At 72.5% G+C, this 24464-nt stretch carries 30 protein-coding genes, 1 pseudogene and 1 riboswitch; of the genes and pseudogenes, 17 read left to right on the forward strand and 14 right to left on the reverse strand.

Going from position 1 to position 24464, the window contains the following annotated elements:
• Nucleotides 1-27 precede the first annotated feature (27 nt).
• Nucleotides 28-1332, forward strand: coding sequence for an MFS transporter (locus FHX82_RS19620; protein WP_145935625.1), 1305 nt, complete (start codon nucleotides 28-30; stop codon nucleotides 1330-1332).
• Complete coding sequence (locus FHX82_RS19625) at nucleotides 1329-2720, forward strand: pyridoxal phosphate-dependent decarboxylase family protein (protein ID WP_145935626.1); 1392 nt, start codon at nucleotides 1329-1331, stop codon at nucleotides 2718-2720. Before FHX82_RS19620 ends, FHX82_RS19625 begins: the two co-directional genes overlap by 4 nt.
• On the opposite strand, the gene rpmF is transcribed toward FHX82_RS19625, so the two are convergent.
• The 4 genes and pseudogenes from rpmF to FHX82_RS38220 form a co-directional block, all read right to left on the reverse strand.
• Complete coding sequence (gene rpmF / locus FHX82_RS19630) at nucleotides 2708-2860, reverse strand: 50S ribosomal protein L32 (protein ID WP_145935627.1); 153 nt, start codon at nucleotides 2858-2860, stop codon at nucleotides 2708-2710. The genes FHX82_RS19625 and rpmF overlap by 13 nt on opposite strands.
• The gene (rpmE, locus tag FHX82_RS36580) at nucleotides 2860-3015 is read right to left on the reverse strand and encodes a 50S ribosomal protein L31 (protein ID WP_506265830.1); all 156 of its coding nucleotides are present in this window, start codon (nucleotides 3013-3015) and stop codon (nucleotides 2860-2862) included. The genes rpmF and rpmE overlap by 1 nt, the downstream gene beginning before the upstream one ends.
• Nucleotides 3016-3294: 279 nt before the next feature.
• Nucleotides 3295-3591, reverse strand: a pseudogene (locus FHX82_RS38215) (CobW C-terminal domain-containing protein); the annotation flags it as partial.
• Nucleotides 3591-3794: a hypothetical protein gene (locus tag FHX82_RS38220; protein ID WP_145935629.1), complete on the reverse strand. Its 204-nt coding sequence runs from the start codon at nucleotides 3792-3794 to the stop codon at nucleotides 3591-3593. The gene FHX82_RS38220 and the pseudogene FHX82_RS38215, both read right to left, overlap by 1 nt.
• 80 nt (nucleotides 3795-3874) lie before the next feature.
• Here FHX82_RS38220 and rpmB point away from each other — a divergent pair, with 80 nt between their 5' ends.
• The 3 genes from rpmB (at nucleotide 3875) to cobA (ending at nucleotide 5778) form a co-directional block, all read left to right on the forward strand.
• Nucleotides 3875-4111, forward strand: coding sequence for a 50S ribosomal protein L28 (gene rpmB / locus FHX82_RS19645; protein WP_145935630.1), 237 nt, complete (start codon nucleotides 3875-3877; stop codon nucleotides 4109-4111).
• The gene (rpmG, locus tag FHX82_RS19650; RefSeq protein ID WP_145935631.1) at nucleotides 4111-4275 is read left to right on the forward strand and encodes a 50S ribosomal protein L33; all 165 of its coding nucleotides are present in this window, start codon (nucleotides 4111-4113) and stop codon (nucleotides 4273-4275) included. The genes rpmB and rpmG overlap by 1 nt, the downstream gene beginning before the upstream one ends.
• Nucleotides 4276-4560: 285 nt before the next feature.
• Entirely contained in the window at nucleotides 4561-5778 is a 1218-nt protein-coding gene (gene cobA, locus FHX82_RS19660) for a uroporphyrinogen-III C-methyltransferase (protein WP_145935632.1), read from the forward strand.
• On the opposite strand, the gene FHX82_RS19665 is transcribed toward cobA, so the two are convergent.
• Entirely contained in the window at nucleotides 5766-6593 is an 828-nt protein-coding gene (locus FHX82_RS19665) for an alpha/beta fold hydrolase (protein WP_145935633.1), read from the reverse strand. The genes cobA and FHX82_RS19665 overlap by 13 nt on opposite strands.
• A gap of 39 nt (nucleotides 6594-6632) precedes the next feature.
• On the opposite strand from FHX82_RS19665, the gene FHX82_RS19670 reads away from it, so the two are divergent.
• Nucleotides 6633-7463, forward strand: a complete 831-nt coding sequence (locus FHX82_RS19670; RefSeq protein WP_145935634.1) for a crotonase/enoyl-CoA hydratase family protein — start codon at nucleotides 6633-6635, stop codon at nucleotides 7461-7463.
• 1 nt (nucleotide 7464) lies between these two features.
• Nucleotides 7465-9159 carry an AMP-binding protein gene (locus tag FHX82_RS19675; RefSeq protein WP_145935635.1) on the forward strand — a complete coding sequence of 565 codons (1695 nt, stop codon included), beginning with the start codon at nucleotides 7465-7467 and terminating at the stop codon, nucleotides 9157-9159.
• Between the two features lie 120 nt (nucleotides 9160-9279).
• Here the strand turns inward: FHX82_RS19675 and FHX82_RS19680 are convergent, their stop codons facing one another.
• Nucleotides 9280-9690, reverse strand: a complete 411-nt coding sequence (locus tag FHX82_RS19680; RefSeq protein ID WP_183176710.1) for a hypothetical protein — start codon at nucleotides 9688-9690, stop codon at nucleotides 9280-9282.
• Between the two features lie 23 nt (nucleotides 9691-9713).
• Nucleotides 9714-10181, reverse strand: a complete 468-nt coding sequence (locus FHX82_RS37080) for a hypothetical protein (protein ID WP_229880630.1) — start codon at nucleotides 10179-10181, stop codon at nucleotides 9714-9716.
• A gap of 228 nt (nucleotides 10182-10409) precedes the next feature.
• Between FHX82_RS37080 and FHX82_RS19690 the strand changes: the two genes are divergently transcribed.
• The 7 genes from FHX82_RS19690 (at nucleotide 10410) to FHX82_RS19720 (ending at nucleotide 15021) form a co-directional block, all read left to right on the forward strand.
• A complete protein-coding gene (locus FHX82_RS19690) occupies nucleotides 10410-10625 on the forward strand; it encodes a hypothetical protein (protein ID WP_145939378.1) in 216 nt (71 codons plus the stop codon).
• Between the two features lie 501 nt (nucleotides 10626-11126).
• Nucleotides 11127-11702, forward strand: coding sequence for a cardiolipin synthase ClsA (clsA, locus tag FHX82_RS19695; RefSeq protein ID WP_145937901.1), 576 nt, complete (start codon nucleotides 11127-11129; stop codon nucleotides 11700-11702).
• A 58-nt stretch (nucleotides 11703-11760) separates the two neighbouring features.
• Nucleotides 11761-12144, forward strand: a complete 384-nt coding sequence (gene gcvH, locus FHX82_RS19700; protein ID WP_145937894.1) for a glycine cleavage system protein GcvH — start codon at nucleotides 11761-11763, stop codon at nucleotides 12142-12144.
• A gap of 107 nt (nucleotides 12145-12251) precedes the next feature.
• Entirely contained in the window at nucleotides 12252-12716 is a 465-nt protein-coding gene (gene garA, locus FHX82_RS19705; protein ID WP_091503393.1) for a glycogen accumulation regulator GarA, read from the forward strand.
• A complete protein-coding gene (gene ftsR, locus FHX82_RS19710) occupies nucleotides 12713-13459 on the forward strand; it encodes a transcriptional regulator FtsR (RefSeq protein WP_183176711.1) in 747 nt (248 codons plus the stop codon). The genes garA and ftsR overlap by 4 nt, the downstream gene beginning before the upstream one ends.
• A gap of 227 nt (nucleotides 13460-13686) precedes the next feature.
• Complete coding sequence (locus FHX82_RS19715) at nucleotides 13687-14160, forward strand: bifunctional nuclease family protein (RefSeq protein WP_145937893.1); 474 nt, start codon at nucleotides 13687-13689, stop codon at nucleotides 14158-14160.
• 294 nt (nucleotides 14161-14454) lie between these two features.
• Entirely contained in the window at nucleotides 14455-15021 is a 567-nt protein-coding gene (locus FHX82_RS19720) for a MerR family transcriptional regulator (protein WP_145937892.1), read from the forward strand.
• Between the two features lie 190 nt (nucleotides 15022-15211).
• Nucleotides 15212-15309, forward strand: a riboswitch (glycine riboswitch).
• A 154-nt stretch (nucleotides 15310-15463) separates the two neighbouring features.
• Here the strand turns inward: FHX82_RS19720 and FHX82_RS19725 are convergent.
• Nucleotides 15464-15826, reverse strand: a complete 363-nt coding sequence (locus FHX82_RS19725) for a nuclear transport factor 2 family protein (RefSeq protein WP_145937891.1) — start codon at nucleotides 15824-15826, stop codon at nucleotides 15464-15466.
• A 120-nt stretch (nucleotides 15827-15946) separates the two neighbouring features.
• On the opposite strand from FHX82_RS19725, the gene FHX82_RS19730 reads away from it, so the two are divergent.
• From FHX82_RS19730 to FHX82_RS19740, 3 genes are all read left to right on the forward strand, one after another.
• A complete protein-coding gene (locus FHX82_RS19730) occupies nucleotides 15947-16720 on the forward strand; it encodes a helix-turn-helix domain-containing protein (RefSeq protein WP_145937890.1) in 774 nt (257 codons plus the stop codon).
• 92 nt (nucleotides 16721-16812) lie between these two features.
• Complete coding sequence (locus tag FHX82_RS19735; RefSeq protein ID WP_145937889.1) at nucleotides 16813-17679, forward strand: cyclase family protein; 867 nt, start codon at nucleotides 16813-16815, stop codon at nucleotides 17677-17679.
• A complete protein-coding gene (locus FHX82_RS19740; protein ID WP_145937888.1) occupies nucleotides 17679-18269 on the forward strand; it encodes a TetR/AcrR family transcriptional regulator in 591 nt (196 codons plus the stop codon). Before FHX82_RS19735 ends, FHX82_RS19740 begins: the two co-directional genes overlap by 1 nt.
• Nucleotide 18270: 1 nt before the next feature.
• On the opposite strand, the gene FHX82_RS37755 is transcribed toward FHX82_RS19740, so the two are convergent.
• The 6 genes from FHX82_RS37755 to FHX82_RS19770 all read right to left on the reverse strand — a co-directional run bounded on the left by FHX82_RS37755 (nucleotide 18271) and on the right by FHX82_RS19770 (nucleotide 24438).
• Nucleotides 18271-19503 (reverse strand): substrate-binding domain-containing protein, encoded by a 1233-nt coding sequence (locus FHX82_RS37755; RefSeq protein ID WP_229880631.1) that lies wholly within the window; start codon nucleotides 19501-19503, stop codon nucleotides 18271-18273.
• Nucleotides 19504-19842: 339 nt separating this feature from the next.
• Nucleotides 19843-20715 (reverse strand): 3-methyladenine DNA glycosylase, encoded by an 873-nt coding sequence (locus FHX82_RS19750; protein WP_145937887.1) that lies wholly within the window; start codon nucleotides 20713-20715, stop codon nucleotides 19843-19845.
• A gap of 4 nt (nucleotides 20716-20719) precedes the next feature.
• A complete protein-coding gene (locus FHX82_RS19755) occupies nucleotides 20720-21763 on the reverse strand; it encodes a hemolysin family protein (protein ID WP_145937886.1) in 1044 nt (347 codons plus the stop codon).
• Complete coding sequence (locus FHX82_RS19760; protein ID WP_221216170.1) at nucleotides 21760-23100, reverse strand: hemolysin family protein; 1341 nt, start codon at nucleotides 23098-23100, stop codon at nucleotides 21760-21762. The genes FHX82_RS19755 and FHX82_RS19760 overlap by 4 nt, the downstream gene beginning before the upstream one ends.
• Before the next feature lie 181 nt (nucleotides 23101-23281).
• On the reverse strand, nucleotides 23282-23851 hold the full coding sequence (locus tag FHX82_RS19765) for a TIGR03086 family metal-binding protein (RefSeq protein ID WP_145937884.1): 570 nt from the start codon (nucleotides 23849-23851) through the stop codon (nucleotides 23282-23284).
• Nucleotides 23848-24438 (reverse strand): TetR/AcrR family transcriptional regulator, encoded by a 591-nt coding sequence (locus FHX82_RS19770; protein WP_145937883.1) that lies wholly within the window; start codon nucleotides 24436-24438, stop codon nucleotides 23848-23850. Before FHX82_RS19770 ends, FHX82_RS19765 begins: the two co-directional genes overlap by 4 nt.
• Between the last annotated feature and the right edge of the window lie 26 nt (nucleotides 24439-24464).

Below are 24464 nucleotides of genomic sequence, written 5' to 3' on the forward strand. Positions count from 1 at the left end.
CGCGGTTCCCGCGGGCGAAGGAGGGTCATGGCCGCACTGGGCGCTTCGACGAGGTTCGGGTACGCCCTCGGGTCGTTGACCACGGGCGCCTTCGGCACCGTGCCCGGCCTGCTGCTGCTGCCGTACCTGACCGACACGATGGCGGTCCCCGGCGCGGTCGCGGGCGTGATCGTGCTCGTGCCCAAGGCGTGGGACGTCGTGTTCAACCCGTTCGCCGGGCGGCTGTCCGACGCGGACCTCGTCCGGTCCGGCAGCCGCCGCCGGTTCCTGCTGTCCGGCGGGATCGGCGTCGCGGTGCTGTTCGCCGTGCTCTTCGCCCACCCCGGGTTCGGTGGCACGGCCGCGGACGCCACCTACGTCGTGGTCGCGTTCCTGTTGTGCGCCACCGCCTTTGCCCTCTTCCAGGTGCCCTACAACGCGCTGCCCGCCGAGCTCACCGCCTCCTACGACGAGCGGACCCGGCTCACCAGCTGGCGCATCGGCCTGCTCGCGGTCGCCATCCTGATCTCCGGCGGAGTCGCGCCCGCGATCACCGACAGCGTCGGCGGCGTGATGGGCTACCGGGTGATGGGTGTCGTGATCGGACTGGTGATCCTGGCCGGCACGATCGGCGTGTTCCTCGGCACCCGCGGCGCCCCCGTCGGCGACCGGCGGCCGCCGACGACGGGCTGGCGCGACCTGCTGGCCACGATGCGCGCGTGGAGCTCGTTCCGCTGGCTGCTGGGTGTCTACTTCGTGCAGTCGCTGGGCACCGCCACCCTGCTGGCCGGCGTCAACTACGCGGCGCGCCAGGTGTTCGGCGACGCCGGGCTGCAGACGGTGCTGTTCGTCGGCTTCGTCGGTCCCGCGTTGCTGACCATGCCGCTGTGGCCCCGCGTCGGGGCGCGCTGGGGCAAGCTGTGGGGCTTCCGCTTCGCGTGCATCGCGTTCGCGGTGGCGATGCTCGGCCTGGTCGCGGCGCTGGTGCTGCCGTTCGGCGTGTCGATCGTGTTCGTGGCGCTCGCCGGGGTCGGCTACGCGGGCATCCAGGTGTTCCCGCTGGCGATCCTGCCCGACCTGATCAGCGCCGAGGAGGAACGCACCGGCGCGACGCGGGCCGGGATCGCGGCCGGGGTGTGGACGGCCGCGGACACGCTCGGCCTCGCACTCGGGCCGGGCCTGTTCGGGCTGATCCTGTCCGCAGGTGGCTATGTGTCCAGTGTGGACTCTTCGGCGGCGCAGCCGCACAGCGCGGTGGTCGCGATCCTGCTCGGTTTCTCGCTGCTGCCGGGAATCCTGGTGACACTGGGCATTCCGCTGCTGCGCCGCTCGGTGCTGGAGCCCGCGCGGTGACGGACGTCCTCGCCGAGCTGCGGGCCCTGCGGGCGGGAGACCTGCCGACGCACGGCGGCCGCACGCTCGCCTACGTCTACGACAGCGGGCTGGCCGGGCTCGACGAGCTGGCCGGCGAGGCGCACGCGCTCGCGTCGTCGGCGAACGCGCTGGACCCGACGGCGTTCCCGAGCCTGCTGAAGCTGGAGAACGACCTCGTGGCCGCGGCGGCCCGGCTGCTCGGCGGCGGGGCCGGCACGGTGACCTCCGGTGGCACGGAGTCCTGCCTGCTCGCGGTCCTCGCCGCCCGCGGCGACGCGCCCGAGCCGAACATGGTGCTCCCGTCGACGGCCCACGCGGCGTTCCACAAGGCAGCGCACCTGTTCGGCGTGCGGCCGGTCGTCGTGCCGGCCGACCCGCGGACCTTCCGCGCCGACGCCGGCGCGATGGCCGCCGCGATCGACGAGTCGACAGTTCTCGTCGTGGCCAGCGCGCCCTCCTACGCCCACGGCGTGCTCGATCCGGTCGCGGAGATCGCCGCCACGGCCGCCGCCCGCGGGGTCCGGATGCACGTCGACGCCTGCATCGGCGGCTGGGTGCTGCCGTACTTCCGGCGCCTGGGCCGGGACGTGCCCGAGTTCGGGTTCGCCGTCGACGGCGTCACGAGCGTTTCGGTCGACCTGCACAAGTACGCCTACTGCCCGAAGGGCGTCTCCGTGCTGCTGCACCGCGACGCCGGGCTGCGCCGCGGGCACTACTTCGCGAGCGCGCGCTGGCCCGGGTACACGATGCTCAACACCACGCTCCAGTCCACGCGGTCGGGTGGTCCGCTCGCCGCCGCGTGGGCGGTGCTGCGGAAGATCGGCGACGAGGGCTACCTCCGGCTCGCCGAGGAGACGCTCACCGCCGTGACGCGGATCCGGGACGGCGTCGAAGGAATCGACGGCCTGCGGGTGCTCGGCGAGCCGGACTCCACACTGCTCGCGCTCGCGGCGGCGACGGACGAGTTCGACCTGTTCACCGTCGCGGACGAGATGCGCGAGCGCGGCTGGTACGTGCAGCCGCAGTTCGCGCACGAGTCCTCGCCGGTCAACCTGCACCTGACCGTGACGGCGGCGAACCGGGGGAGCGAGGACGAGTTCCTCGCCGACCTCGCGGCCTCGGTCGCCGCCGCCCGCGCCGCCGGTCCCGTGCGCGTGGATCCGGACGTCGCGGCGTTCGTCGCCGCGCTGGACCCGGACACCCTGACGGCCGAGCAGTTCGCCGGGCTGCTCACCGCGGCGGGCCTCACCGGCGGCGGCGCGCCGCCCGCCCGCATGGCGGAGATCAACACGCTGCTCGCCGCGGCGCCGCCCGCCCTGCGGGAACGGCTGCTGCTGGAGTTCCTGGGCGCGCTCTACCGGCCCTGAAAGTGCCGGATCAGCTTGCGCGGCACCAGCTTGCGCTCGCCGTCGACCACGATCGGCACGAGGTCCGGCGCGGTGGCCTGCCACCGCGCCCGGCGGGTCCGGGTGTTGCTGCGCGACATCCTGCGCTTCGGCACGGCCATCAGGAACGCCCTCCCCGTCGCCCGTAACGGCGGTGGAACTTCTCGACCTGCCCCGCCGTGTCCATCACGCGCCGCGAGCCGGTCCAGAACGGGTGCGAGGACGAGCTGACGTCGACCAGCACGATGCTTCCCTTTCGCCGGGTACTTCGGCCCACGACCCGAACGGGTCGGGGTAGGCGCGCCAGGCACCGGGCCCGGCCGCCAGCTCTTCGTCGGTGAGCAGCGCGCCTGCCAGCGCGCCGGAGACCTCCTCGGGCGTGGTCCGGTCGGTCACCACGACCAGTTCCTGCGCCCGGTCGCCGAACACCGGGTCCCAGCGCAGCGGCGCCAGCGCGCCGGTCCGGCGACACGTCGTCCCAGCCCGGCCCGTCGTCGGCGTCGAGCCACGGGCCCGCGTCGCCGACACCGAGGCCGCCGCCCGCGGACTCGATCCACAGCGCGGTGTCCGGCTGGCTGGCGACCCACGCGCGGCCGCGGGTGCGGACCACGCCGTCGAGCAGGACGTCGATCGCCTCGTGCAGGCGCGCGGGGTGGAACGGGCGCCGCGCGGTGAACAGCAGCACCGAGATCCCGCAGTCGGGGTGCAGCGGCGGCTCACCGGCCAGCAGCGGGCCGTGCAGGTCGGTGACCTCGCCGCGGCGCGCGTCCGCCGGGAGCGGAGGCAGGGGATCGGCGATGTCGGCGCACAGTGCGGCGGGCGCGACGCGGTCGAGCACCGCGGCGGTGCGCATCACCTGCGCTCGTCCTCGGGACTGGCCTGGCGGCCGCGCTCGGCGAGCGTGTCGTCGCCCATGGCGTCCGCCAGCCAGCTCGACTCGTCGAGCCGGAGCACGATGCGCGCCACCTCCGGCATGCCCGCGAGGCGGCGCAGCAGCGGCAGCAGGTCCTCGCGCAGGGTGCAGGACACGCAGCCGTGCGCGAGCTCCAGCGTCACGGGCGTGCGGGGGTCGGGAAGGTTTCCATGGCTGTGTACGTTAGATGAAAATGAAAACCAATGCTAACTACGGGTGGTCGATGAACAGGATCTGCCAGGTCACCGGCAGCAGGCCGGGCTACGGCAAACAGGTCTCGCACTCGCACCGGCGCACGGCGCGCCGCTGGGAGCCGAACCTGCAGAACCGCCGGTTCTTGCTGCCGGGCGAAGGCCGCTGGATCCGGCTGAGGGTGTCCGCCCAGGGCATCAAGACGATCGACAAGCGCGGCATCGAAGCCGTCGCCGCTGAACTGAAGGCCAAGGGAGTGAAGCTGTAATGGCGAAGAACGACGTACGCCCCGTCATCAAGCTGCGGTCCACCGCGGGCACCGGCTACACCTACGTGACGCGCAAGAACCGCCGCAACGACCCGGACCGGATGGTCGTGCGCAAGTACGACCCGATGGTGCGCCGGCACGTCGAGTTCCGGGAAGAGCGCTGATGGCGAGCCCCGTGCGGCTGTTTCCGCAAGTTCGGGCTGTCCCGGGTCCGGCTGCGGGAGGTGGCCGCCACGTCCCGTCAAGCGCAGGAAGAACCTGCTGACCACTACGGGGGTGTCCGGAGTGGACTGGAAGGACACCGAGCTGCTGCGCTGCCCTACGGCACGCGCTGACGGTGGTGGGCACGGGGCCGCCCGTGCCCACCACCCGTTCGCGGGACTACGGGGTTGCTCACACTCCCGCGCCCCTGACCCCGTGATCCGCCGGCCGTCCCGCAGAATGGGGCCATGTCGGAAGACCACTACCTCGTCGGCCTCGACCTGGCCGGGCGGCGCGTCGTCCTGGTCGGCGGGGGCACCGTCGCCCAGCGCCGGCTGCCCCGGCTGATCGGCGCGGGCGCCGCGGTCGAGCTGATCTCACCGCACACCACCGCCGCGGTGGGAGCGATGGCCGACGCGGGCGAGGTGGTCTGGCACCGCCGCCGCTACACCGACGGCGACCTCGAAGGCGCGTGGTACGCGCTCGCCTGCACTGACGACCCGCAGGTCAACGCCGCTGTCTGTGCCGAGGCCGAGCGCCGCCGCGTGTTCTGCGTGCGCGCCGACGCCGGCACCGAGGGCACCGCCGTCACCGCTGCTTCCGGACGGCACGAAGGGCTCGTCGTCGGCGTGCTCTCCGGCGGCGAGCCGCTGCGCTCGGCCGCCGTCCGCGACAACATCGTCGCGGCACTGGACAGCGGCCTGATCGCCGACACCGTGCCGCGCCGGGACGGCGAGCTGCCCGGCGTCGCGCTCGTCGGCGGCGGGCCCGGCGACCCCGAGCTGATCACCGTCAAGGGCCGCCGCCTGCTCGCCCGCGCCGACGTCGTGGTCGCCGACCGGCTCGGCCCGCGCGAGCTGCTCGACGAGCTGCGCCCCGACGTCGAGATCGTCGACGCCGCGAAGATCCCCTACGGCCGTGCCGCGAGCCAGGACTTCATCAACCAGACGCTGATCGAGCACGCCAAGGCGGGCCGGTTCGTGGTGCGCCTCAAGGGCGGCGACCCGTACGTGTTCGGCCGCGGCTTCGAGGAGCTGCTGGCCTGCGCGGAGGCGGGCGTGCCCGTCACCGTCGTCCCCGGTATCACCAGCGCGTTCTCGGTGCCCGCGATCGCCGGGGTGCCCGTCACCCACCGCGGCGTCGCGCACGAGGTCGTCGTGGTGTCCGGGCACGTGCCGCCGGGCCACGAAGCCTCGCTGACCGACTGGGACGCGCTCGGCCGGATGCGCGGCACGATCGTGCTCATGATGGGCGTGGACAAGCTCGACCGCTTCGCCGGCGCGCTGCTCGCCGCGGGCCGCCCCGGCGACACGCCCGTCGCGATCGTCGAGAACGGCACCATGCCCACCCAGCGCATCACGAGGTCCACATTGGACACCGTGGCCGCCGACGCGGAGGCCGCGGGCGTGCGCCCGCCCGCGGTCACCGTCATCGGCCCGGTGGCCGGCCTGTCTCAGAACTCGTAGCGCCGCCGCACGAAGTCCACGATCACCTCGGTCAGCCGTTCCGGGTCGAACCGCAGCTCCACGGGACTGCGCGCCTGCACGAACTCCGCGTCCGGCAGATCCGCGGCGAGCGTGTCCGCGTCACCGAACGGGTGAATCGGGTCGCGCTGGTGCCCGATCACCAGCGCGGGCACCTTGATGCGCTGCCGCACGGCCTTCGGCGGCGCGATCCGTCCGAACAGGACTCCGTGCAGCAGCGCGGCCATCGACTCCGGCCGCTGTTCGAGGGTGTCGGTGACGACGTCCACCCACTGGCTGCCGTGCGGGATCCGGGCCGCCGCGGCCGCCACCCCGGCGACCGTGACGGGCAGGAAGCGCGCGGCGAACAGCAGCGGCGCGAAGGTCAGCAGGCCGGCCACGATCGCGTTGTCCAGCACCGGCATCTCGACGACCATCCCGTGCAGGCGCTCCGGCGCGGTCACCGCCACCTCCAGCGCCACGTTGGCCCCCAGCGACGTCCCGCCGACCACCGCCCGCTCGATGTCCAGGTGGTCCATCAGCGCCTGCACCTGCAGGCCGAACGCGGGCATCGAGTAGCGCCACGACTCGGTGGGCCGGTCCGACTCGCCGTGCCCGAGCAGGTCGAGCGTGATCGTACGGAAGCCCTCGGCGGCGAGTCTGCGGGCGAGCGGGGCGTGCATGCGCCGGGTGAACATGATCCCGTGCGTCAGCACGACCACGCGGTCGCTGCCGGCCTCGCCTGCGTACTCGGTGTAGGCCAGCCGGTGCCCCTCGAACGTGAAGGACCCGGCGAGCTCCAGCTGGTGCGGGGTCATGTACTCAGGAAACCATGCCGGTGGTCCATCATGGTACTTATGAGTAACTTCGCCGACCTCGTCTCGCTCCGCGTCGAGCACTCCGGCCCCGTGGCCGAGGTGACCCTGCTGGGTCCGTCCAAAGGCAACGCCATGGGTCCCGACTTCTGGCGCGAGCTGCCACTGGTGTTCCGCGAGCTGGACGAGGACCCGCAGGTGAGGGCCGTCGTGCTGACCGGCAGCGGGCGCAACTTCTCCTACGGTCTCGACCTGCCCGCGATGACCGGCAGCTGGGGGCCGCTGCTGTCCGGCGACTCCCTCGCCGCGCCGCGCACCGGCTTCCTGAAGGAGATCCGGAAGCTGCAGGACTCCGTCACCGCGCTCGCCGAATGCCGCAAGCCGGTGATCGCCGCCGTCTCCGGCTGGTGCATCGGTGGCGGGGTCGACGTGATCGCGGCCGCCGACGTGCGGCTGGCCAGCGCGGACGCCAAGTTCAGCGTGCGGGAGGCCAAGGTCGCCATCGTCGCGGACCTGGGCAGCCTGCAGCGGCTCGCCGGGATCATCGGCGAGGGCCACCTGCGGGAGCTCGCGCTGACGGGCAAGGACATCGACGCCGCCCGCGCCGAGCGGATCGGCCTGGTCAACGACGTGTACTCCGACCAGGAGGCCGTGCTCGCCGCCGCCCGCGAGCTGGCGGGCGAGATCGCCGCCAACCCGCCGCTGGTCGTGCAGGGCGTCAAGGACGTGCTGGCGCTGAACTCGCGGCAGCGGGTCGAGGACGGGTTACGGTACGTCTCGGCATGGAACGCCGCCTTCCTGCCCAGCAAGGACCTGGGTGAGGCGGTGCAGGCGTTCGTGGAGCGGCGGAAGCCGGAGTTCAAGGGAGAATAGGGTGAGCAGCGACGCTTTCCGTCAGGCGCGGGACTACCTCCTCGCACACCGCGAGGACTACGACACCGCCTATCGCGAGTTCTCCTGGCCCGAGCTCGGCGAGTTCAACTGGGCGCTGGACTGGTTCGACGTCATCGCCCGCGACCCGGCGAACGCCGGGCGGTACGCGCTGTGGATCGTCGAGGAGGACGGGTCCGAGGGCCGCTGGACCTTCCCGGAGTTGTCCGAGCGGTCGGACCGGGTGGCGAACTGGCTGCGCGGGCACGGGGTGCGCCGCGGGGACCGGCTGATCCTCATGCTCGGCAACCAGGTCGAGCTGTGGGAGACCATCCTCGCCGCGATCAAGCTCGGCGCCGTGATCATCCCCGCGTCCACCCTGCTGGGCCCCGAAGACCTGCGGGACCGCGTCGACCGCGGCGCGGCGAAGCACGTCGTGGTGCGCTCGGCGGACGTGCCGAAGTTCGCGGACGTGAGCGGTGAGTACACGCGGATCGCGGTGGGGGAGCCGGCCGAGGGCTGGCTGTCCTTTGCGGACGCGTATTCGGCTCCCGCGGAGTTCACCCCGGACGGCGTCACCGCGGCGACCGACCCGCTGCTGCTGTACTTCACCTCGGGCACCACCGCGAAGCCGAAGCTGGTGCAGCACACGCACATCTCGTACCCGGTGGGACATCTGTCCACGATGTACTGGATCGGGCTCGAACCGGGCGACGTGCACCTCAACATCTCCTCGCCGGGCTGGGCGAAACACGCCTGGAGCAACGTGTTCGCGCCGTGGAACGCCGAGGCGACGGTGTTCCTGTACAACTACAGCCGCTTCGACGCGGTCGCGTTGATGGCCCAGATGGACCGGTGTGGCGTGACGAGTTTCTGCGCCCCGCCGACGGTGTGGCGGATGCTCATCCAGGCCGACCTGACCGCGCTGAAGACGCCGCCGAGCAAGGTGGTCGGCGCGGGGGAGCCGCTGAACCCCGAGGTCATCGAGCAGGTGGCGAAGGCGTGGGGCGTGACCATCCGCGACGGCTTCGGGCAGACCGAGAGCAGCGTGCAGATCGCGAACACGCCGGGCCAGCCGGTGAAGGCCGGGTCGATGGGCCGCCCACTGCCCGGGTTCGCCGTCGCGCTGGTCGACCCGGTGACGGGGGAGCGGGCGAGCGAGGGCGAGATCTGCCTGGACCTGGCGAAGCGCCCGGTCGGGCTGATGACCGGGTACGCCGACGACGACGAGCGCACGGCGAAGGCGTTCGAGAACGGCTTCTACCACACCGGTGACGTCGGTTCGATCGACGAGGACGGCTACATCACGTACGTCGGCCGCACGGACGACGTGTTCAAGGCGTCAGACTACCGGATCTCGCCGTTCGAGCTGGAAAGCGTGCTGCTGGAACACGACGCGGTCGCCGAGGCGGCGGTGGTACCGGCCCCGGACCCGATCCGGCTCGCGGTGCCGAAGGCGTACGTCGTGCTGGCCGCGGGGCACGCGCCGGACGCCGCGACGGCCGAGAGCATCCTCGCGTTCTGCCGCGAGCACCTGGCGCCGTACAAGCGGATCCGGCGGCTGGAGTTCACGGACCTGCCGAAGACGATCTCGGGCAAGATCCGCCGCGTCGAGCTGCGCAGCCAGGAGGAGTCCCGCGCCGACGGCCGCGCGCCGGGCGAGTTCCGCGAGGAGGACTTCCCGGGTTTGAAGTCCTGACCCGGGCGCCGGGCCCGTCCGCGCTGAGCGGCCGGGCCCGGCGGTGACTCCGTGGCAGTCGGCTGGATGAGTTCGTGCGGGCTTTCGGGGTCCTGGCCCGGGCGCCGGGCCTGTCCGCGCTCAGCGGGCGGGCTCGGCGGCGACCTCGCGGCCGTCCTCGGTCGAGCAGGTGGCGGTGGCGACGGAGGCGGGCTCGCTGCCGCACGTCCACTCGCCGACCGCGATCGGGCCGGCGCCGTCGGGGCTCGCGGCCGCGGCCGGGGTCACGCGCGCGAAATACTGCGTCAGCAGCGTGACCGCCTCCGCGCACTCGACCTCGCCCAGGCGGATCACCACCTTCGCCTCGTCGCCGTCCCCGGTGGGCACGGTGCCGCACGGGACGTCCTGCGTGGGCGGTTCGGCGAGCACGGCCTCCGCGCCGCCGGTGACGACGGGCAGGGGCGCCGGGGCGGGCTGGCTGCCGCAGGCACTGAGCGTGAGCACGCACGCGGCGGCAGAACCGATCGAGCGAAGCAGGAACTTTCCGGGCACGGGGGATTCCTCAGGGAGCAGGGTCACTCGGTCACGACGCCGGCGAACACCGTCTGGTCCTGCCGGCTGCAGGTGGTGCCGCCCTGGGACGCGGGCGGGCCGGAGACGCACAGCCAGCCGTCGACGGTGGCGCTCGCGGGCTGGTCCGAGCCCGCGGGCTGGCGGCCGGCAAGCTGGGCCTGGAAGCGGGCGACCAGCTGGTTCGCCTCGTCGCACGGCAGGTTCGGGGTGGGCAGGACCTGGAGGGTGAGGCCGCTGGCCGCGGCGACGGTGCCGCAGTCGTCCTGCGCCGACCGGCTCCCGGGTGCGGGGCTCGTGGTGGTCACGGGGGCGAGGGCTCGCGCGGCCGGAGGCTCGGAGCTGCCGGGCGCGGGGGCGGCGGGGCGCGGGGTCGCGACCTGGACGACGGGGTCGTCGTCCCGCGTGCTGCAGCCGGCCGCGGCGAGCAGGAGCAGGGCTCCCGCGGCGAACCGGCCTGGTCCGGCACCCATCCCGTGGTCTCCCCTCGTTCTCCGGCAGCGGAAGGTTACCCGGGGCGACCGCCACCCGCGCGGCCGGAGCCTGTGGGCGTCCTCTGTGGACAGTCACTGATCGTGTGCTTTCTCCACCGGAGCGGGTGAATTCCTGGCCAGTGGCTAACACTGCGGGCGCCGAAGGCGACAGTCCCGGTGTGCCTGGCCGCACAGGCACGTCCGCCCCATCCCCGAGCCCTGAGAGCCATGAGCACCGAAACCGAGCACCAAGCCCAGTCCCCGGAGACCGACGAACCCCCGACCGCCCCTTGCACGGTCGTGTGGAGCCAGGGACGCCCGTACGTACTGGAGCCAGGCACCGGCAACCCCCGCTGGGTCGGCACGGACACCCGAGGCCGCCCGACGACCCTCACGGTCGCCGACCTCCGACGCCGCGGCTGGAGCTACCACCGGGCCAGCTGAGCCCGGTTGCCCCGCGGGGCAGTGGCCGTGGTGCCGCTCGGCAGATGGAGTCCCCACGCCGGCGGGTGACGGCCGTGTCGGAGGGCGGTCGGGTGACCTTCCGGCGGGCCCGGCCGTTGTGCGTTCGGTGGTCACGTTGCGCCGGGCGCCACGCTGGCGGGTGGCGGCCGCTGTGCCGCCGCCGGGCGAACCGAGCTGTTCCGGCGAGCTGAGCGGTTTCCGGGCGGGCGCGGGCTTTCCGGCCTGCCCCCGCCCGGTCTGCACCGTCGCCGGTGGCCCGGCGGCTAGGGTGACCGAGTGAGCGACCCGAGCCCGGAACCCCGTATCGACAGCGCCTCGGCCGACGAGGTGGCCACGGGCTCTCCCCATGGGCACGCGCCCGCCGCTCCGCTGTCCCCGGCTCCCGACGAGGCCGCCGCACCCGCCGCCGCGGTGTCTCCAGGCGCTGTCGCCGCCGGGCCCGTCACTCCACCGGCCCCCGAACCCGCCCCCGAGCGGCCCCTGCTGCGGGAGGCCTTCAACGTCCCCAACATGCTGTCCCTCCTGCGGCTCGCCGGGGTGCCCGTCTTCCTCTGGCTGCTCCTCGGCCCGCGCGAGGACGGCTGGGCGCTCGCGCTGCTGGTGTTCAGCGCCCTCACCGACTGGCTCGACGGCAAGCTCGCCCGGTGGCTCGACCAGATGAGCCGCCTCGGCCAGCTGCTCGACCCGGCCGCCGACCGGCTCTACATCGGCGCCACCCTGGTGGCCTTCCTGGTCCGCGGCATCGTCCCGTGGTGGCTCGTCGTGCCACTCGTGGTGCGTGAGCTGGTCGTCGGCGTGTGCATCCTCCTGCTGCGGCGCAACGGGTTCCTGCCCCCGGACGTCACGTACACCGGCAAGGCCGCCACCTTCGTGCTGATGTACGCCTTCCCCTTCCTGCTGCTGACCCAGGGCGGCTCGAACGTCGCCGCGGTGGCGCGGCCCATCGCGTACGCGTTCACGGCCTGGGGCTGCGTCCTCTACGTGTGGTCCGGCGCGCTCTACGTGATCCAGACGATCTTGGCCATCCGGGGTGCCGCCCGCACCCGCGCAATGTAAGACTTCCCGCGGGCACTTCGCGCAGACCCGCGAACCAAGGCACGAAAGGGGACCGACGTTGTCCGCTCCAGAAGAGTTGCGCTACACCGAGGAACACGAGTGGGTGGCCACCGGCTCGGCGGGCTCGGTCCGCGTCGGCATCACCGAGTACGCGCAGGACCAGCTCGGCGACGTGGTGTTCGTCGAGCTGCCCGAGGTGGGCAAGCAGGTCAGCGCGGGCGACACCTTCGGCGAGGTCGAGTCCACCAAGAGCGTCTCGGAGCTGTACGCCCCGCTCGACGGCGAGGTCTCGGCGGTCAACAGCGCGGTCGTCGACTCACCCGAACTGATCAACAGCGACCCCTACGGCGAGGGCTGGCTCATCGAGCTGAAGGTGACCGACCCGGCCACCGTCGAAGGGCTGCTCGACTCCGACGCCTACCAGGCGCTGACCGCGGGCTGAACCGGCGCGGTCTTGGGGGAGCCCCGGCGGCTGCGACCGGCCGGGCACGGTACGTTGACAACACACGTTCTTGGTAGACGAACACTTCAGTGGTGAGGAGAGCTCAGGTGAGCACGAACGACGGACCCGGCGTTCCCCCGGAGCAGTCTCCGGAGCGGACCTCGGTCTTCCGGGCCGACTTCCTGGCGGACGCGGAGGGCCACGAGCCACCGGCGCCCGAGCCTTCGGTCGCGGGCGTCGACGCGCTGCCGGCGGGCTCGGCACTGCTGGTCGTCAAGCGGGGCCCCAACGCGGGCTCGCGGTTCCTGCTGGACCGCGACACCACCAGCGCCGGACGGCACCCGGACAGCGACATCTTCCTCGACGACGTCACGGTCTCCCGGCGGCACGCGGAGTTCCGGCGTGAGGGCGGCGAGTTCGTGGTGATCGACGTGGGCAGCCTCAACGGCACCTACGTCAACCGCGAGCCGGTCGACCAGGCCGTCCTCGCCGGCGGCGACGAGGTGCAGATCGGCAAGTTCCGCCTGGTCTTCCTGACCGGCCCGGGGCACGGGGGCCAGGGGGCACGGTGACGGCTGCCGGGCGGCCACAGCGCGAGGGGCTGAGCATCGGCGCCGTGCTGGCGCAGCTGCGCGCGGACTTCCCCGACGTCACCATCTCCAAGATCCGGTTCCTCGAGTCCGAGGGGCTGGTGCAGCCCGGGCGCACGCCGTCGGGCTACCGGCAGTTCGCCCCGGCGGACGTCGAGCGTCTGCGGTTCGTGCTGTCCGCCCAGCGGGACCACTACCTGCCGCTGAAGGTCATCAAGGAGCAGCTCGACGCCGCCGACCGCGGTGCCGCCGCGCCCGCGGCGGCGGCCGTCCGGCTGCCCCGCAAGCTCGTGTCGGTGCCGTCGGTCGGCGGTGACGGGCTGCCCACGGCCGAGGACTTCGAGCCCGGGCGCGAAGTCCGGTTCACGCAGGAGGAGCTGCTCGCCGAGGCGGGCATCGACGCGGCCACGCTGGCCGAGCTGGAGCAGTACGGGCTCGTCCGGCCGGGCGCCGCGGGGTTCTACGACCCGGACGCGGTGCTCGTGGCGCGCACGGTCCGCGCGATGACGGAGTTCGGCATCGAGCCGCGGCACCTGCGCGCGTTCCGGGCCTCGGCCGACCGCGAGGTCGGGCTGCTCGAACAGATCGTCACGCCCGTCTACCGGCACCGCGACGCCGACGCGAAGGCGCGCGGGGACGAGATGGTGCGCGAGCTGGCGGCGCTGTCGGTCACCCTGCACACGTTGCTGGTCAAGGCGGGCATCCGCGGCGTGACCGGCGGCTGAGTGCGGCCCCGTGCCCGGTCCTGGTCGGTAATGACACAGTTTCATGACTCTGCCTATCGCCGGAGATGCCGTACCGTTGGTGGTGGGTTCCCGGACACCGGACGTGCTTCGACAGAAGCGAAACAAGCGAGCACGGCGTCCACCGGGCGGGTAGCGTCGGAGTAGTCGGCGCGGGCGCGCCCGGGGTGGCGCTGCAGCCCGCGCACAGGAGAGGGAGGCGAAGTCCGATGAGCGAGATGCGCGTCGTCGGCGTGCGGGTCGAGCTGCCCGCGAATCAGCCGATCTTGCTGCTGCGGGAGACGGAGGGCGAGCGCTACCTCCCGATCTGGATCGGATCCGTCGAGGCCACGGCCATCGCGCTGGAACAGCAGGGCGTGCGCCCGGCCCGGCCGCTGACCCATGACCTGCTCAAGGAGGTCATCGGGGCGCTGGGCCGCGAGCTGGAGCAGGTGGTGATCACCGACCTGCGCGAGGGCACCTTCTTCGCCGAGCTGGTGTTCGACGGCAACGTGCGCGTTTCCGCGCGCCCCAGCGACTCCGTGGCGCTGGCGCTGCGCGTCGGGGTGCCGATCCACGCCGTGGACTCGGTGCTCGAGGAAGCCGGCCTGATCATCCCCGACGAGCAGGAGGACGAGGTCGAGAAGTTCCGCGAGTTCCTCGACTCCGTCTCGCCCGAAGATTTTCGCGGCGCCGACACCTAGGCGAGATTCGCTCGGTCCGCCCGCCGGTGCCGGGAAAATGTGGCGGCCCGGGTGCGGGTGTCCCGCAGGACACCGTCGCGGCGCCGACACCTGAGTTATCCGGACGAGTAACGAAGATCGGGTTTAGCGCCAAATAACTGCTTCCGGCCGCCGCGCGTCGCGTTGACCAGCGGGGCCACCACGCTTACCGTCGAAGGCGGTAAATCGCCACCGTGTGATTTCCGCAGGGGTTCCGCTCCCGGAACCCCGGTGCTTGTTTCGACCGGCCGCCCGGCCGGGCGAGGGGAGGCATGCGTGGTCGACGATAGGCCGATCAAGGCGGTCGACGGAGAGCAGGGCGAACTGTTCCCCGACTCGTCCCTGCCTGATGAGCTGGTCGGTTACCGGGGGCCCGCGGCCTGCCAGATCGCCGGCATCACCTACCGGCAGCTCGACTACTGGGCCCGCACGAAGCTCGTCGCCCCGAGCATCCGCACCGCGCACGGCTCGGGTTCCCAGCGCCTGTACTCCTTCAAGGACATCCTGGCGCTGAAGATCGTGAAGCGTTTACTGGACACGGGCGTCTCGCTGCAGAACATCAGGGTGGCCGTCGACCACCTGCGTGCCCGCGGGGTCGCGGACCTCGCGAAGGTGACGCTGGTGTCGGACGGCACCACGGTGTACGAGTGCACCTCGCCGGAGGAGATCGTCGACCTGCTGCAGGGCGGGCAGGGCGTGTTCGGCATCGCCGTGAAGGTCCCGATGCAGGAGATCAGCGGCACCATCCACGAGTTCCCGGCCGAACGCGCCGACGGCGGCGAGGTCGAGCCCGTGGTGCCGGACGAGCTGACGCAGCGCCGCAACGCCCGCCGGACGGGCTAGCGAGAGGGGCGAGGTGTGTTCGCGGACTGCGCGAACCGGGTCTCGCGCCGTGTGTCTTCCGGGGGTCGAACCCCCGAACCCCCGCCAGGGGGCAAGCCCCCTGGACCCCCGTTCGTCCCCGGCTTGCGAGAGCCGTGAGGCCCTGAACCCGCCGGGGCGTTACCGTCGGGTACGATCAACTGGCAGTCGCCGAAGCCGCGCGGGAGAGTCCGAACCCCAACCCGGGTTCGGCGCCGAAGGAGCAAGTCCTCCCCGGAACCTCTCAGGCCCCCGGACCGCGCGGACGAGACGCCTCTGGAAAGCGGGTCCAGGCCACAACCCGGGACCCCGCCGACGGTGCAAACCCGGTCCAACACACGGGTGAACCTCTCAGGCGCCCGCACGGGCATGGACAGAGTGGGGAGGACCCGGACACCGCCGAGGGTGTCCGGGCCCCGGCCGGTCAGCCCGGCAACTTGTCGAGAAAACCCTGCACCCGCCGGATCTTCCCGTCCGCCACGGTGATCACGTCGAACCCGATCGCGAGCGGTTCGGCCGCGCCCTCCGGCCCCAGGTGCCACGTGAACCGCGCGAGGTCGTGGTGCGCGTCGACCGCGCCGGCGAGCGTGAACCGCAGGCCCGGGAACTGCTGCTGCGCCGCGGCGAGGAACCCGTCGATCCCGTCGAACCCCGCCACCGCCCCGAGCGGGTCGGTGTAGGTGGCGTCCGCGGTGAACACCTCCTCGACCAGCCCCCGGCGCTTCGCGGGATCGGTCTCGTTGAACGCGTCGAGGTAGCGGTGGGCGAGTGCGGTGGTGTCGGTCATCGTGTTCTCCTTGTGCTCCAACGGAAGCTGACGGGAACGACTTTCGCCGCCGCGGCGCGATCTGTCGATTACCCGTGAGGTAATGGCGGAGCGGCGCCCGCAGCCCGTAGCGTCCGGGAGGTGCAGACCACCACCCGTCCCGTCGGCAGCCTCCTGCGCCAGTGGCGCGAACGGCGGCGCCTGAGCCAGCTCGACCTCGCGATCTCGGCGGAGATCTCCGCGCGGCACCTCAGTTTCATCGAAACCGGACGCTCGAACCCCAGCCGGGACATGGTGCTCCGCCTCGGCGAGCACCTCGAAGTGCCGCTGCGCGAACGAAACCAGCTGCTGCTCGCCGCGGGCTACGCGCCCGCGTACCGGGAGAGCGGACTGGACGACCCGGACCTGACGGTGGCGCGGGAGGCCGTCCGCCGGGTGCTGACGGGGCACGAGCCGTATCCGGCGGTGGTGGTCGACCGGTACTGGAACCTGGTGGACGGCAACGAAAGCGTCGCGGTGCTGACCGAGGGCGTGGCTCCCTCACTGTTGCGGGCGCCCGCGAACGTCCTGCGGATCGCGCTGCACCCGGACGGCATGGCGCCCCGCATCCGGAACCTGGGGGAGTGGCGCGCCGACCTGCTGGGGCGGCTGCGGCGGCAGGTGGAGGTCACGGCGGACCCGGCGCTGGCGGAGCTGCTGGCCGAGCTGCGGGACTATCCCGGCGGGGAACAGGAACCCGCCCCCGGCGGCATCTTCGTGCCGCTGCGCCTCGAGCACCGCGGCGCCGAACTGTCGTTCTTCTCCACGATCGCGACGTTCGGGGCGCCGGTGGAGATCACGCTGGCGGAGCTGGCGATCGAGTCGTTCTACCCCGCCGATCCGGAGACCGGGGAGCACCTGCGGCGGCTGCGGTGACCTTGCCCGTCCGCGCACCATCGCTGCCCGTCCCCACCCGAGTTCGACTTACAGAATCCGTCATCTGTAACCAACGGCGGTACGGTCGAACCATGGACACGCTGGACAACTGGGGACGCTGGGGCGCGGACGACGAGCTCGGCACGCTCAACCTGATCACCCCCGAAGCGCGGGCGAGGGGCGCCGCGGAGGCGCGGACCGGGCGGGCGGTGTCGCTGGCGCTGCCGATCGAACCGACGCCGCTGCTCAGCGGTCCCTTCGCCCGGCTGACCGAGGACGCCTCCCCGGTGCAGCAGATCATGGCCTACACGGGCTCGCCGGCGAGCGCGACCGCGGACCTCATGCTGGTGACCAACCACCATCCGCGCTCGACGCACCTCGACGCACTGGGGCACCAGGTGCGGGACGGTCAGGTCTACCCCGGGCGGCCGCTGGGGGAGGCGGTGACCATGGGCGGCGTGCGGCACGGCTCCACGACGGCGTTCGCCGCCGGGATCGTGACCAGGGGCGTCTTCCTCGACCTCGCGGCCGACGGTCCGGTGCCCGGCGGGCACGGCGTGACCGGGGAGGATCTCGACGCCGCCGAGGAACGGCAGGGGGTGCGCCTGGAGTCCGGTGACGCGCTGGTGGTCCGCTTCGGCTGGAGCGCGTCGCCCGATCCCGCCCGGCCCATGCCAGGGATGAGCCTGGATGCCGTGCGCTGGATGCACGAGCGTGGCGTGTCGGTCTACGCCGGGGACATCGCCGACGCCCATCCGCCGCTGGTGCCGGGCGTTCCCGGGCCGGTGCACGCGGTCGCCCTGCCGGGGCTGGGCCTGCCACTCGTCGACGCGGCCGAGCTGACCGAGCTCACCGCGGTCTGCGCCGAGCTGGGCCGCTGGGCCTTCCTGTTCACCGCGGCGCCTCCCCGCATCCACGGGCTGACCGGGGTACCGGTGAACCCGCTCGCGATCTTCTGATGCCCGCCCGGCCCGTCCTCGACGCGGAAACCATCCTGAGCGCCACCGAAGACGTGCTGCGCCGGTACGGCCCGGCGAAGGCGACGGTGGTGGACGTGGCGCGGGCGCTGGGGGTGACGCACGCCAGCGTCTACCGGCACTTCCCGTCCAAGGCGGCCCTGCGGGAAGCGGTCACGCGGCGCTGGCTCGACCGCGTCTTCCGGGACCTCGCGCCGGTCGCGGCCGACACCCGGCTGGCGCCACCCGCGCGGCTGCGCGCCTGGCTCACCGCGCTGTCCGCCACCGCGCGGAGGATGACGTCCGGCGATCCGGAGCTGTTCGCCACGTACCAGGTCCTGGTCGCCGAGCACTGGAGCACGGTGACCGACCACCTCGCCGGGGTGCTGGAGCAGCTGCGCGGCATCATCGCCGACGGCGTCGCGAGCGGCGACTTCGCCGTGCGCGACCCGGCCGCGGCGGCGCATGTCGTCTTCACCGCCACGTCCGCGTTCCACCACCCCGCGCACGCCGCGGAGTGGGACACCCCCAAGACGTCCGCGACCCTGGACGACGTGTGCACGCTCGTCCTCGACGGCCTGCGTCCCCGGTGAGCTAACCGGCGGTGAGGCCCACCGCGGTGAACTCCGGTGCCTGCGCCGGTTCCCGGAGGAAGTCGCGGAACACCTGGGCCGCCCGGGCCTGCACCTCGTCGATGGTGTTGCCTGCGAGGCCGAGGAAGGGGTAGTCGGCCGAGCTGGCGGTGGCGATGGACTCGGCGGGGGCGCCGACCATGCCCGGCTTCGTGGTCTGCAGCTGGTCGACCCAGTACTCGTTCTCGGGCACCCAGGCCGCGGGCAGGCCGCCGATGGTGGCGATGTCCGTCTTGCCGGTCAGCGCGTCGAGCACCTGCTGTGACGGGATCGCCCGCACGTCGATGTGGACGCAGTGGGCGTGCACGACGGTGTTGGCCTGGTTCCAGCGGTTCGCGCTCGCCTGCACCGGTTTCTGGATGCTCGGGGTGACCACGACGGTCAGCGTGGAGTTGCCGTCGGTGCAGGCGTTCGCCTGGGCCTCGGCGCGGCTGTTGAGCACATTGCTGGCCCAGCCCCAGGCGAGCAGCCCGGCCACCACCAGCACGACGAACACCCCGACGGCGATCGGCCACTTCGCGATCCGCCGCCGTCCGGCGACCTTGCCCATCGCGCGGTGGGTGCCGGTGACCGTCGAGCGCCCGTCGCTGACGACGCGGTGGCTGCCGGTGCCGGTGGACCGGCCTTCGCCGACCGGGCGGTGGCTGCCGGTCGAGGTGGCGCGGAAGGAACCGCTGGACGTCGAGCGGCCCTCGCCCGCGTCCTCGCGGACGGGGCGGTGGCTACCCGTGGAGGTGCCGCGCTCCTTCTTCGCCGGGCGGAACCGGCCGCTGGCGGTGGCGCGGCCCTCGGCGTCCTCGCGAACCGGCGGGAAGCCGCCACTGGCGGTGGACCGGCCCTCGGTGGCGGGGGAGCTGGTGCCGGTGAACGCGCGGAAGGCGCCGCTGCCCGTCACCCCGCCTTCGCCGACGTCATCGTTGTCAGCGGTGTCATCCTGGAAGGCCCGGAAACTGCCCGCCGAGGTGACCGGGTCCTCGTCGTCCTGCGTGAACGCGCTGAAGCCGCCGGTGTCCACCATGCGGGCGCTCGGCGGCACCGCGTCGACCGGGACGGGGTGGAAGTTCCCGCTCGCCGTGGCGCGGAACCAGCCGCTGCCGCCGTCGATCGGCTCGCCCCGGCGCAGCGCGTCCGTGCTGCGGAACTCCTCCGGGTCGGGACGGCGGAGGCCGGCCGTGGTGCGGTTCTCGTCCGTCACGGCGGGGATCACGCGCGTGCGGTCGTCGACGGGAGGAAGGGGCCGCTGCGGGCGCACCGGCGCTACCGGACCCGGCCGCATCGGCGCGCGCCCGGCCCCCAGCTGCGGTTGTCTCGGATGCCCACCGCCGCCCGCCGGCCGCCGCGACTCCTGCGGTCGCTCGGGGAGGCGAGGAGCGGGATCGTCGTCCCGGCTGTGACGCCCCATCGGGTTGGTCCCTTCAACTCTCAGTGCCGACTCGGCAAACGAGTTCACCCTAACAGGGGTACAGCGTTAGGAAAACGTGATACGCCCAGGAAGTCTGAAAAACCCAGCGTCACGGGCGAAATGGTCTGTCATTCAGTTGTGAAGCGAAAGTAAATGATTGCACTGCGCTATGAGCTTGTTGCGCAGCGGCGCCGCACGGCGGGCGAACTCTCCCTGCATCCGGGCGTATTCCGCGCGCCCGGAAGCCGACTCGACGCGCACCGGCGGATATCCCAGTGCGGAAAGATCGTAGGGGCTCGCGCGCATGTCCAGCTCGCGGATCCGCACCGCCAGCTCGAAGCAGTCGGCGAGCAGTTCCGAGGGGACGAACGGGTCGAGTTTGTACGCGATCTTGTAGAGATCCATGTTGGCGTGGAGACAGCCCGGCTGCTCGAACTGGGCCTGGGTCGCGCGCGTGGGCTGCAGCGTGTTGCGCGGCCGCGCGGGTTCGGTGAAGAACCGGAATGCGTCGTAGTGCCCGCACCGGATTTCGAGCGACTCCACGACGGCGTCCGTGCCCGTGCCGCCCAGCCGCAGCGGCAGCTGGTCGTGCCGCACCTGCCCGGCGCGCTGTCGGTACACCATGGCCCACTCGTGCAGCCCGAAACAGCTCAGCCGCGGTGCCCGGCTCGCGGTCTTTTCCAGCAGCGCCAGGAAGTACCGGGCCGTGTCCGCCTTCTTCTCCGTGAACGCCGCCTCGTCGAGCGCGACCCCGTCGTCCACCCGTACGTAGCCGGGGCGGGCGAGGAACCGCCTGGCCTCGGCGCCCGCGAGCACCACGCCGAGGCCGGGGTGCCAGCGCTCCAGGTGCGTGGGCCGGTGCGAGTAGTACTGGAACAGGAAGTCCTCGACCGGATGCTTCTCCCCGCGCGAACGCCGCTCCAGGTACGGGCGCGTCCAGCGGGAGACGCGCGCGACGTGGGCGCGCTCGCGTTCGCCCCACTCGTCCGGCCCCAGCACCCGCATGGCGTCAGGCCGCCACGTGCGTGCCGTCGCGAACCGTGCCCACGTACTCCTCGACCAGGTCCTCCAGCGCCACCACGCCGACCGGACGGCCCTCGGTGTCGAGCACCCGGGCCAGGTGCGTGCCTTCCGCCCGCATGGCCGACAGCGCCTCGTCGAGCCGCGCGGCCACCGGGAGGTCGGTCAGCGCGCGGATCTTGTCCGGCGCGATCGTGGTGCCCGGGTCGTCGCCGATCTGGTCCAGCACGTCCTTCACGTGCAGGTACCCGATGAGCTCACCGGCGGGCGAGCAGAGCGGGTAGCGGGAGAAACCGGTCTCCGACACGGCTTTCTCGACCTCGCCGACCGTCGGGGCGGGGGAGAGGGTGGTCAGCTCGTGCAGGGGCACCAGCACGTCCGCCACCGTCTTCGCCACCGACGACAGCGTCTGGCTCAGCCGCTCGTGCTCGGACTGCTCCAGCAGCCCCTCACGGCGCGACTCGCTGAGCAGCTCGGCCAGCTCCGCCGAGGTGTACGCGGTCTCCAGCTCGTCCTTCGGCTCGACCTTCACCGAGCGCAGCAGGGAGTTCGCCAGGAAGTTCAGCAGCCAGATGAACGGCCGCGCGAGCTTCACCCACCCGACGTGCACCGGCACCAGCCACAGCGCGAGCCGCTCGGGGTCGGCGATCGCGAGGTTCTTCGGCACCATCTCGCCGATCAGCACGTGCAGGACCGTGATGAACGCCAGCGCGATCGCGAACGAGATCGCGTGCACGAGCACCTCGGGCACGTGCAGCAGCGCGAAGAACCCGCCGAGGCGGTGCGCCACCGCGGGCTCGCCGAGGCGGCCCAGCAGCAGCGAGCAGATCGTGATGCCCAGCTGCGCGCCCGCGAGCATCAGCGACACGTGGCGGCTGGCGTTGATGACGATCTTCGCGCGCGTCTTGCCCTGCTCCAGCAGGGCTTCCAGCCGGTCGCGGCGCGAGGAGATCAGGGTGAACTCCGCGCCGACGAAGAACGCGTTGAGCAGCAGCAGAACCACGACGAGCAGGATCGCGAGCCAGTCGTTCACCGGTCCGCCTCCTCGCCGGCGGGAGCGGGCTCGTCGAGCCGGTGCACGCTCAGCTCCGCGATGCGGTGCCGGTCCATGGTCAGGACGGTGAGCCGCCAGCCGTCGACCTCCGCGCCGTCGCCCGGCGCCGGGATCCGGCCCAGGCGTTCGAGCACCAGCCCGGCGATCGTCTCGTAGTCGCCCTCGGGCATGCGGAACCCGGTCAGCTCGCTGACCTCGTCCGCGCGCAGCTGGCCCGACACCAGCCACGTGTCGGTGTCCAGCCGCTGCGACGCGGGCGCCTCGCCCTCGTCGTGCTCGTCGCGGACGTCGCCGATGATCTCCTCGACCACGTCCTCCAGCGTGACCAGTCCGGCCGTGCCGCCGTACTCGTCGACGACCATGGCGATCTGGTACCGCGAGTCGCGCAGCCGGGACAGCAGGGCGTCGCCGGGCAGCGACTCCGGCACGGTCGGCATCGGCCGCATCACCGAGCCGATCCGCACGCTGCCGCGCTCCTGCGCCGGGACGACGAACGCCTGCTTGACGTGCACCGCGCCCTGGACGTCGTCGAGGTCCTCACGGTAGACGGGGAAGCGGGAGAAGCCGGTGCGCCGCGCGAGCGCGATGAGGTCGGTGATCGTCTCGTCCACCGTCAGCGACTCGACCTGCACGCGCGGGGTCATCAGCTCGTCGGCGGTGCGGCCGCCGAAGCGCAGCGACTTGTCCAGCAGCTGCGCGGTGGAGGTGTCGAGGGTGCCGCTCTCGGCGCTGGTGCGCACGATCGAGCCGAGCTCCTGCGGCGAGCGCGCCGAGCGCAGCTCCTCCTGCGGCTCGACGCCGAACTTGCGCACCACCCAGTTCGCGCTGTTGTTCATCAGCGTGATGAGCCAGCGGAACAGGGCCGAGAACCGCGAGTGGTAGCCCATCACCGCGCGCGCGGTCCGCAACGGCCGGGCCACGGCGAGGTTCTTCGGCACCATCTCGCCGAGGATCATCGACAGCGACGTGGCCAGCAGCAGGGCGATGACCACCGCCGCGCCCTCGGCGACGGCCTCCGACAGCCCGACGCCGGCGAGCACCGGGCGCACCAGCCTGCCGATGAGCGGCTCCGCGACGTAACCGGTGACCAGCGTGGTCAGCGTGATCGCGACCTGCGCGCCGGACAGCTGGTAGGACAGGTGCGCGTGCGCCTTGCGGACGATCTCCGAGCGGCGGTCACCACGGCTGCGGGCGTCCGCCTCGACGGTGCTGCGTTCCAGTGCGGTGAGCGAGAACTCCGCGGCGACGGCCAGGCCCGTGCCGACGGTCAGCAGGACGAAGAACAGCACGCCGAGCACGGAGACCAGGACGTCCATCACCGCGCCCCCGCCCGGGGGCCGGCGGGATGGTGATCGGGAGAGCCGGGTTCCTCACCCGGCTGGGTACTGTCACCAGGTGACTGCGCGTCGCGCACGGGAAGAGGTCACTCCTTGACGAAGGGGTTCGCGGTGCCGTCCATGATAGCGGGCGAGCCGGTGACCTGCGGACTCGATCGCTTCAGCCGCGCGGGTCGCGGCCGGCGAGCCCCAGCAGGCGGTCCGCCGCCGGCGCGTCGGCGGGCACCGGCACCTCCTCGCCGAGGAGGTCGGTGCCCTGGATGGCCTTCAACTGTGAGCCCACCCTGATCAGCAGCTCCTCGGCGAGGTCGTCCGCGATGGGCTGCGGCGCGCCGATGCCCATCGCCAGGTCCCACGCGTGCACCGAGAGGTCCAGCGTCATCTGCCAGCCGTAGAGGGTCGCGTCGGACTCGCCGAAGGACAGGTGCACCCGCCGGCCGAGGGCGCCGGGCTCCAGCCACGCCTCGCGGGCCGCGGCGGACGCCCGTTCCCACGCCGCCACCGGGTCTTCGCCCAGCACGTCGCCGTCGTAGCGGTCGCCGACCTCGTCGAGCGTCTGCCCGGCGAGCAGGTGCGGGACCCACAGCTGTTCGGACACGAGGTGGTTGACCACGTCCCGCACGGTCCACTCGGTACACGGCGTGGCGGCGTCCCACTGGCCGCCGGTCACCCGGTGCACGGTTTCGTCGAACTCTCGCAGCGCGGCCCCGTGGGCGTCGAGCAGGTTCATGGCTCCACGGAAGCACGAACGCGGTGCCGGCGCACGCTTTCTTCGACGAGATCCAGCACCGGGCCCAGGTTTTCCGCCGGCAGCCCCATCGCCAGGTGCGAGACGAGTCCTTCGAGGACCAGTTCGAGGTACGAGGTGAGCACGTCCACGTCGACGTCGTCGCGCAGGATCCCGGCGTCGCGCTGGCGCAGCAGGCGTTTGCGCGTCGCGGCGGTGAGCTGCTCCGAGCGTTCCGCCCAGCGGCCGCGGAACTCCGGGTCCGTGCGAAGCCGCCGCGAGACCTCCAGCCGGGTGCCGAGCCAGTCCGCGGGGTGCTCGCCGCCCGCCAGCAGGTCCCGCATCACCTGCACCAGCCCCTGGGCGGCGACGACGTCGGCCATCCGCGCCGCGTCCTCCTCGGCCAGCGCGAGGAACAGCGACTCCTTGTCCCGGAAGTGGTGGAAGATCGCGCCGCGGGACAGCCCGGTCGCTTCCTCCAGGCGCCGGACCGTGGCACCCTCGTACCCGTACCGGGCGAAGCAGACACGTGAGCCGTCCAGGATCTGGCGCCGCCGCGCTTCGAGATGATCCTGGCTCACCCGTGGCATTCGCCGATCGTGTCACGCGGGGTAGT

Origin of the sequence: Amycolatopsis bartoniae (assembly GCF_014191255.1) — a bacterium.
GTDB classification, from domain to species: domain Bacteria; phylum Actinomycetota; class Actinomycetes; order Mycobacteriales; family Pseudonocardiaceae; genus Amycolatopsis_E; species Amycolatopsis_E bartoniae.

Excerpts from the sequence above, each read along its gene's own strand:
- FHX82_RS19620 (WP_145935625.1), top strand. The coding sequence starts at position 28 with ATGGCCGCACTGGGCGCTTCGACGAGGTTCGGGTACGCCCTCGGGTCG.
- rpmF (WP_145935627.1), bottom strand. The coding sequence starts at position 2,860 with ATGGCCGTGCCGAAGCGCAGGATGTCGCGCAGCAACACCCGGACCCGC.
- rpmB (WP_145935630.1), top strand. The coding sequence starts at position 3,875 with ATGAACAGGATCTGCCAGGTCACCGGCAGCAGGCCGGGCTACGGCAAA.
- rpmG (WP_145935631.1), top strand. The coding sequence starts at position 4,111 with ATGGCGAAGAACGACGTACGCCCCGTCATCAAGCTGCGGTCCACCGCG.
- cobA (WP_145935632.1), top strand. The coding sequence starts at position 4,561 with ATGTCGGAAGACCACTACCTCGTCGGCCTCGACCTGGCCGGGCGGCGC.
- FHX82_RS19665 (WP_145935633.1), bottom strand. The coding sequence starts at position 6,593 with ATGACCCCGCACCAGCTGGAGCTCGCCGGGTCCTTCACGTTCGAGGGG.
- FHX82_RS19670 (WP_145935634.1), top strand. The coding sequence starts at position 6,633 with ATGAGTAACTTCGCCGACCTCGTCTCGCTCCGCGTCGAGCACTCCGGC.
- FHX82_RS37080 (WP_229880630.1), bottom strand. The coding sequence starts at position 10,181 with ATGGGTGCCGGACCAGGCCGGTTCGCCGCGGGAGCCCTGCTCCTGCTC.
- FHX82_RS19690 (WP_145939378.1), top strand. The coding sequence starts at position 10,410 with ATGAGCACCGAAACCGAGCACCAAGCCCAGTCCCCGGAGACCGACGAA.
- FHX82_RS19715 (WP_145937893.1), top strand. The coding sequence starts at position 13,687 with ATGAGCGAGATGCGCGTCGTCGGCGTGCGGGTCGAGCTGCCCGCGAAT.
- FHX82_RS19725 (WP_145937891.1), bottom strand. The coding sequence starts at position 15,826 with ATGACCGACACCACCGCACTCGCCCACCGCTACCTCGACGCGTTCAAC.
- FHX82_RS19735 (WP_145937889.1), top strand. The coding sequence starts at position 16,813 with ATGGACACGCTGGACAACTGGGGACGCTGGGGCGCGGACGACGAGCTC.
- FHX82_RS19740 (WP_145937888.1), top strand. The coding sequence starts at position 17,679 with ATGCCCGCCCGGCCCGTCCTCGACGCGGAAACCATCCTGAGCGCCACC.
- FHX82_RS19750 (WP_145937887.1), bottom strand. The coding sequence starts at position 20,715 with ATGCGGGTGCTGGGGCCGGACGAGTGGGGCGAACGCGAGCGCGCCCAC.
- FHX82_RS19760 (WP_221216170.1), bottom strand. The coding sequence starts at position 23,100 with ATGGACGTCCTGGTCTCCGTGCTCGGCGTGCTGTTCTTCGTCCTGCTG.
- FHX82_RS19765 (WP_145937884.1), bottom strand. The coding sequence starts at position 23,851 with ATGAACCTGCTCGACGCCCACGGGGCCGCGCTGCGAGAGTTCGACGAA.
- FHX82_RS19770 (WP_145937883.1), bottom strand. The coding sequence starts at position 24,438 with ATGCCACGGGTGAGCCAGGATCATCTCGAAGCGCGGCGGCGCCAGATC.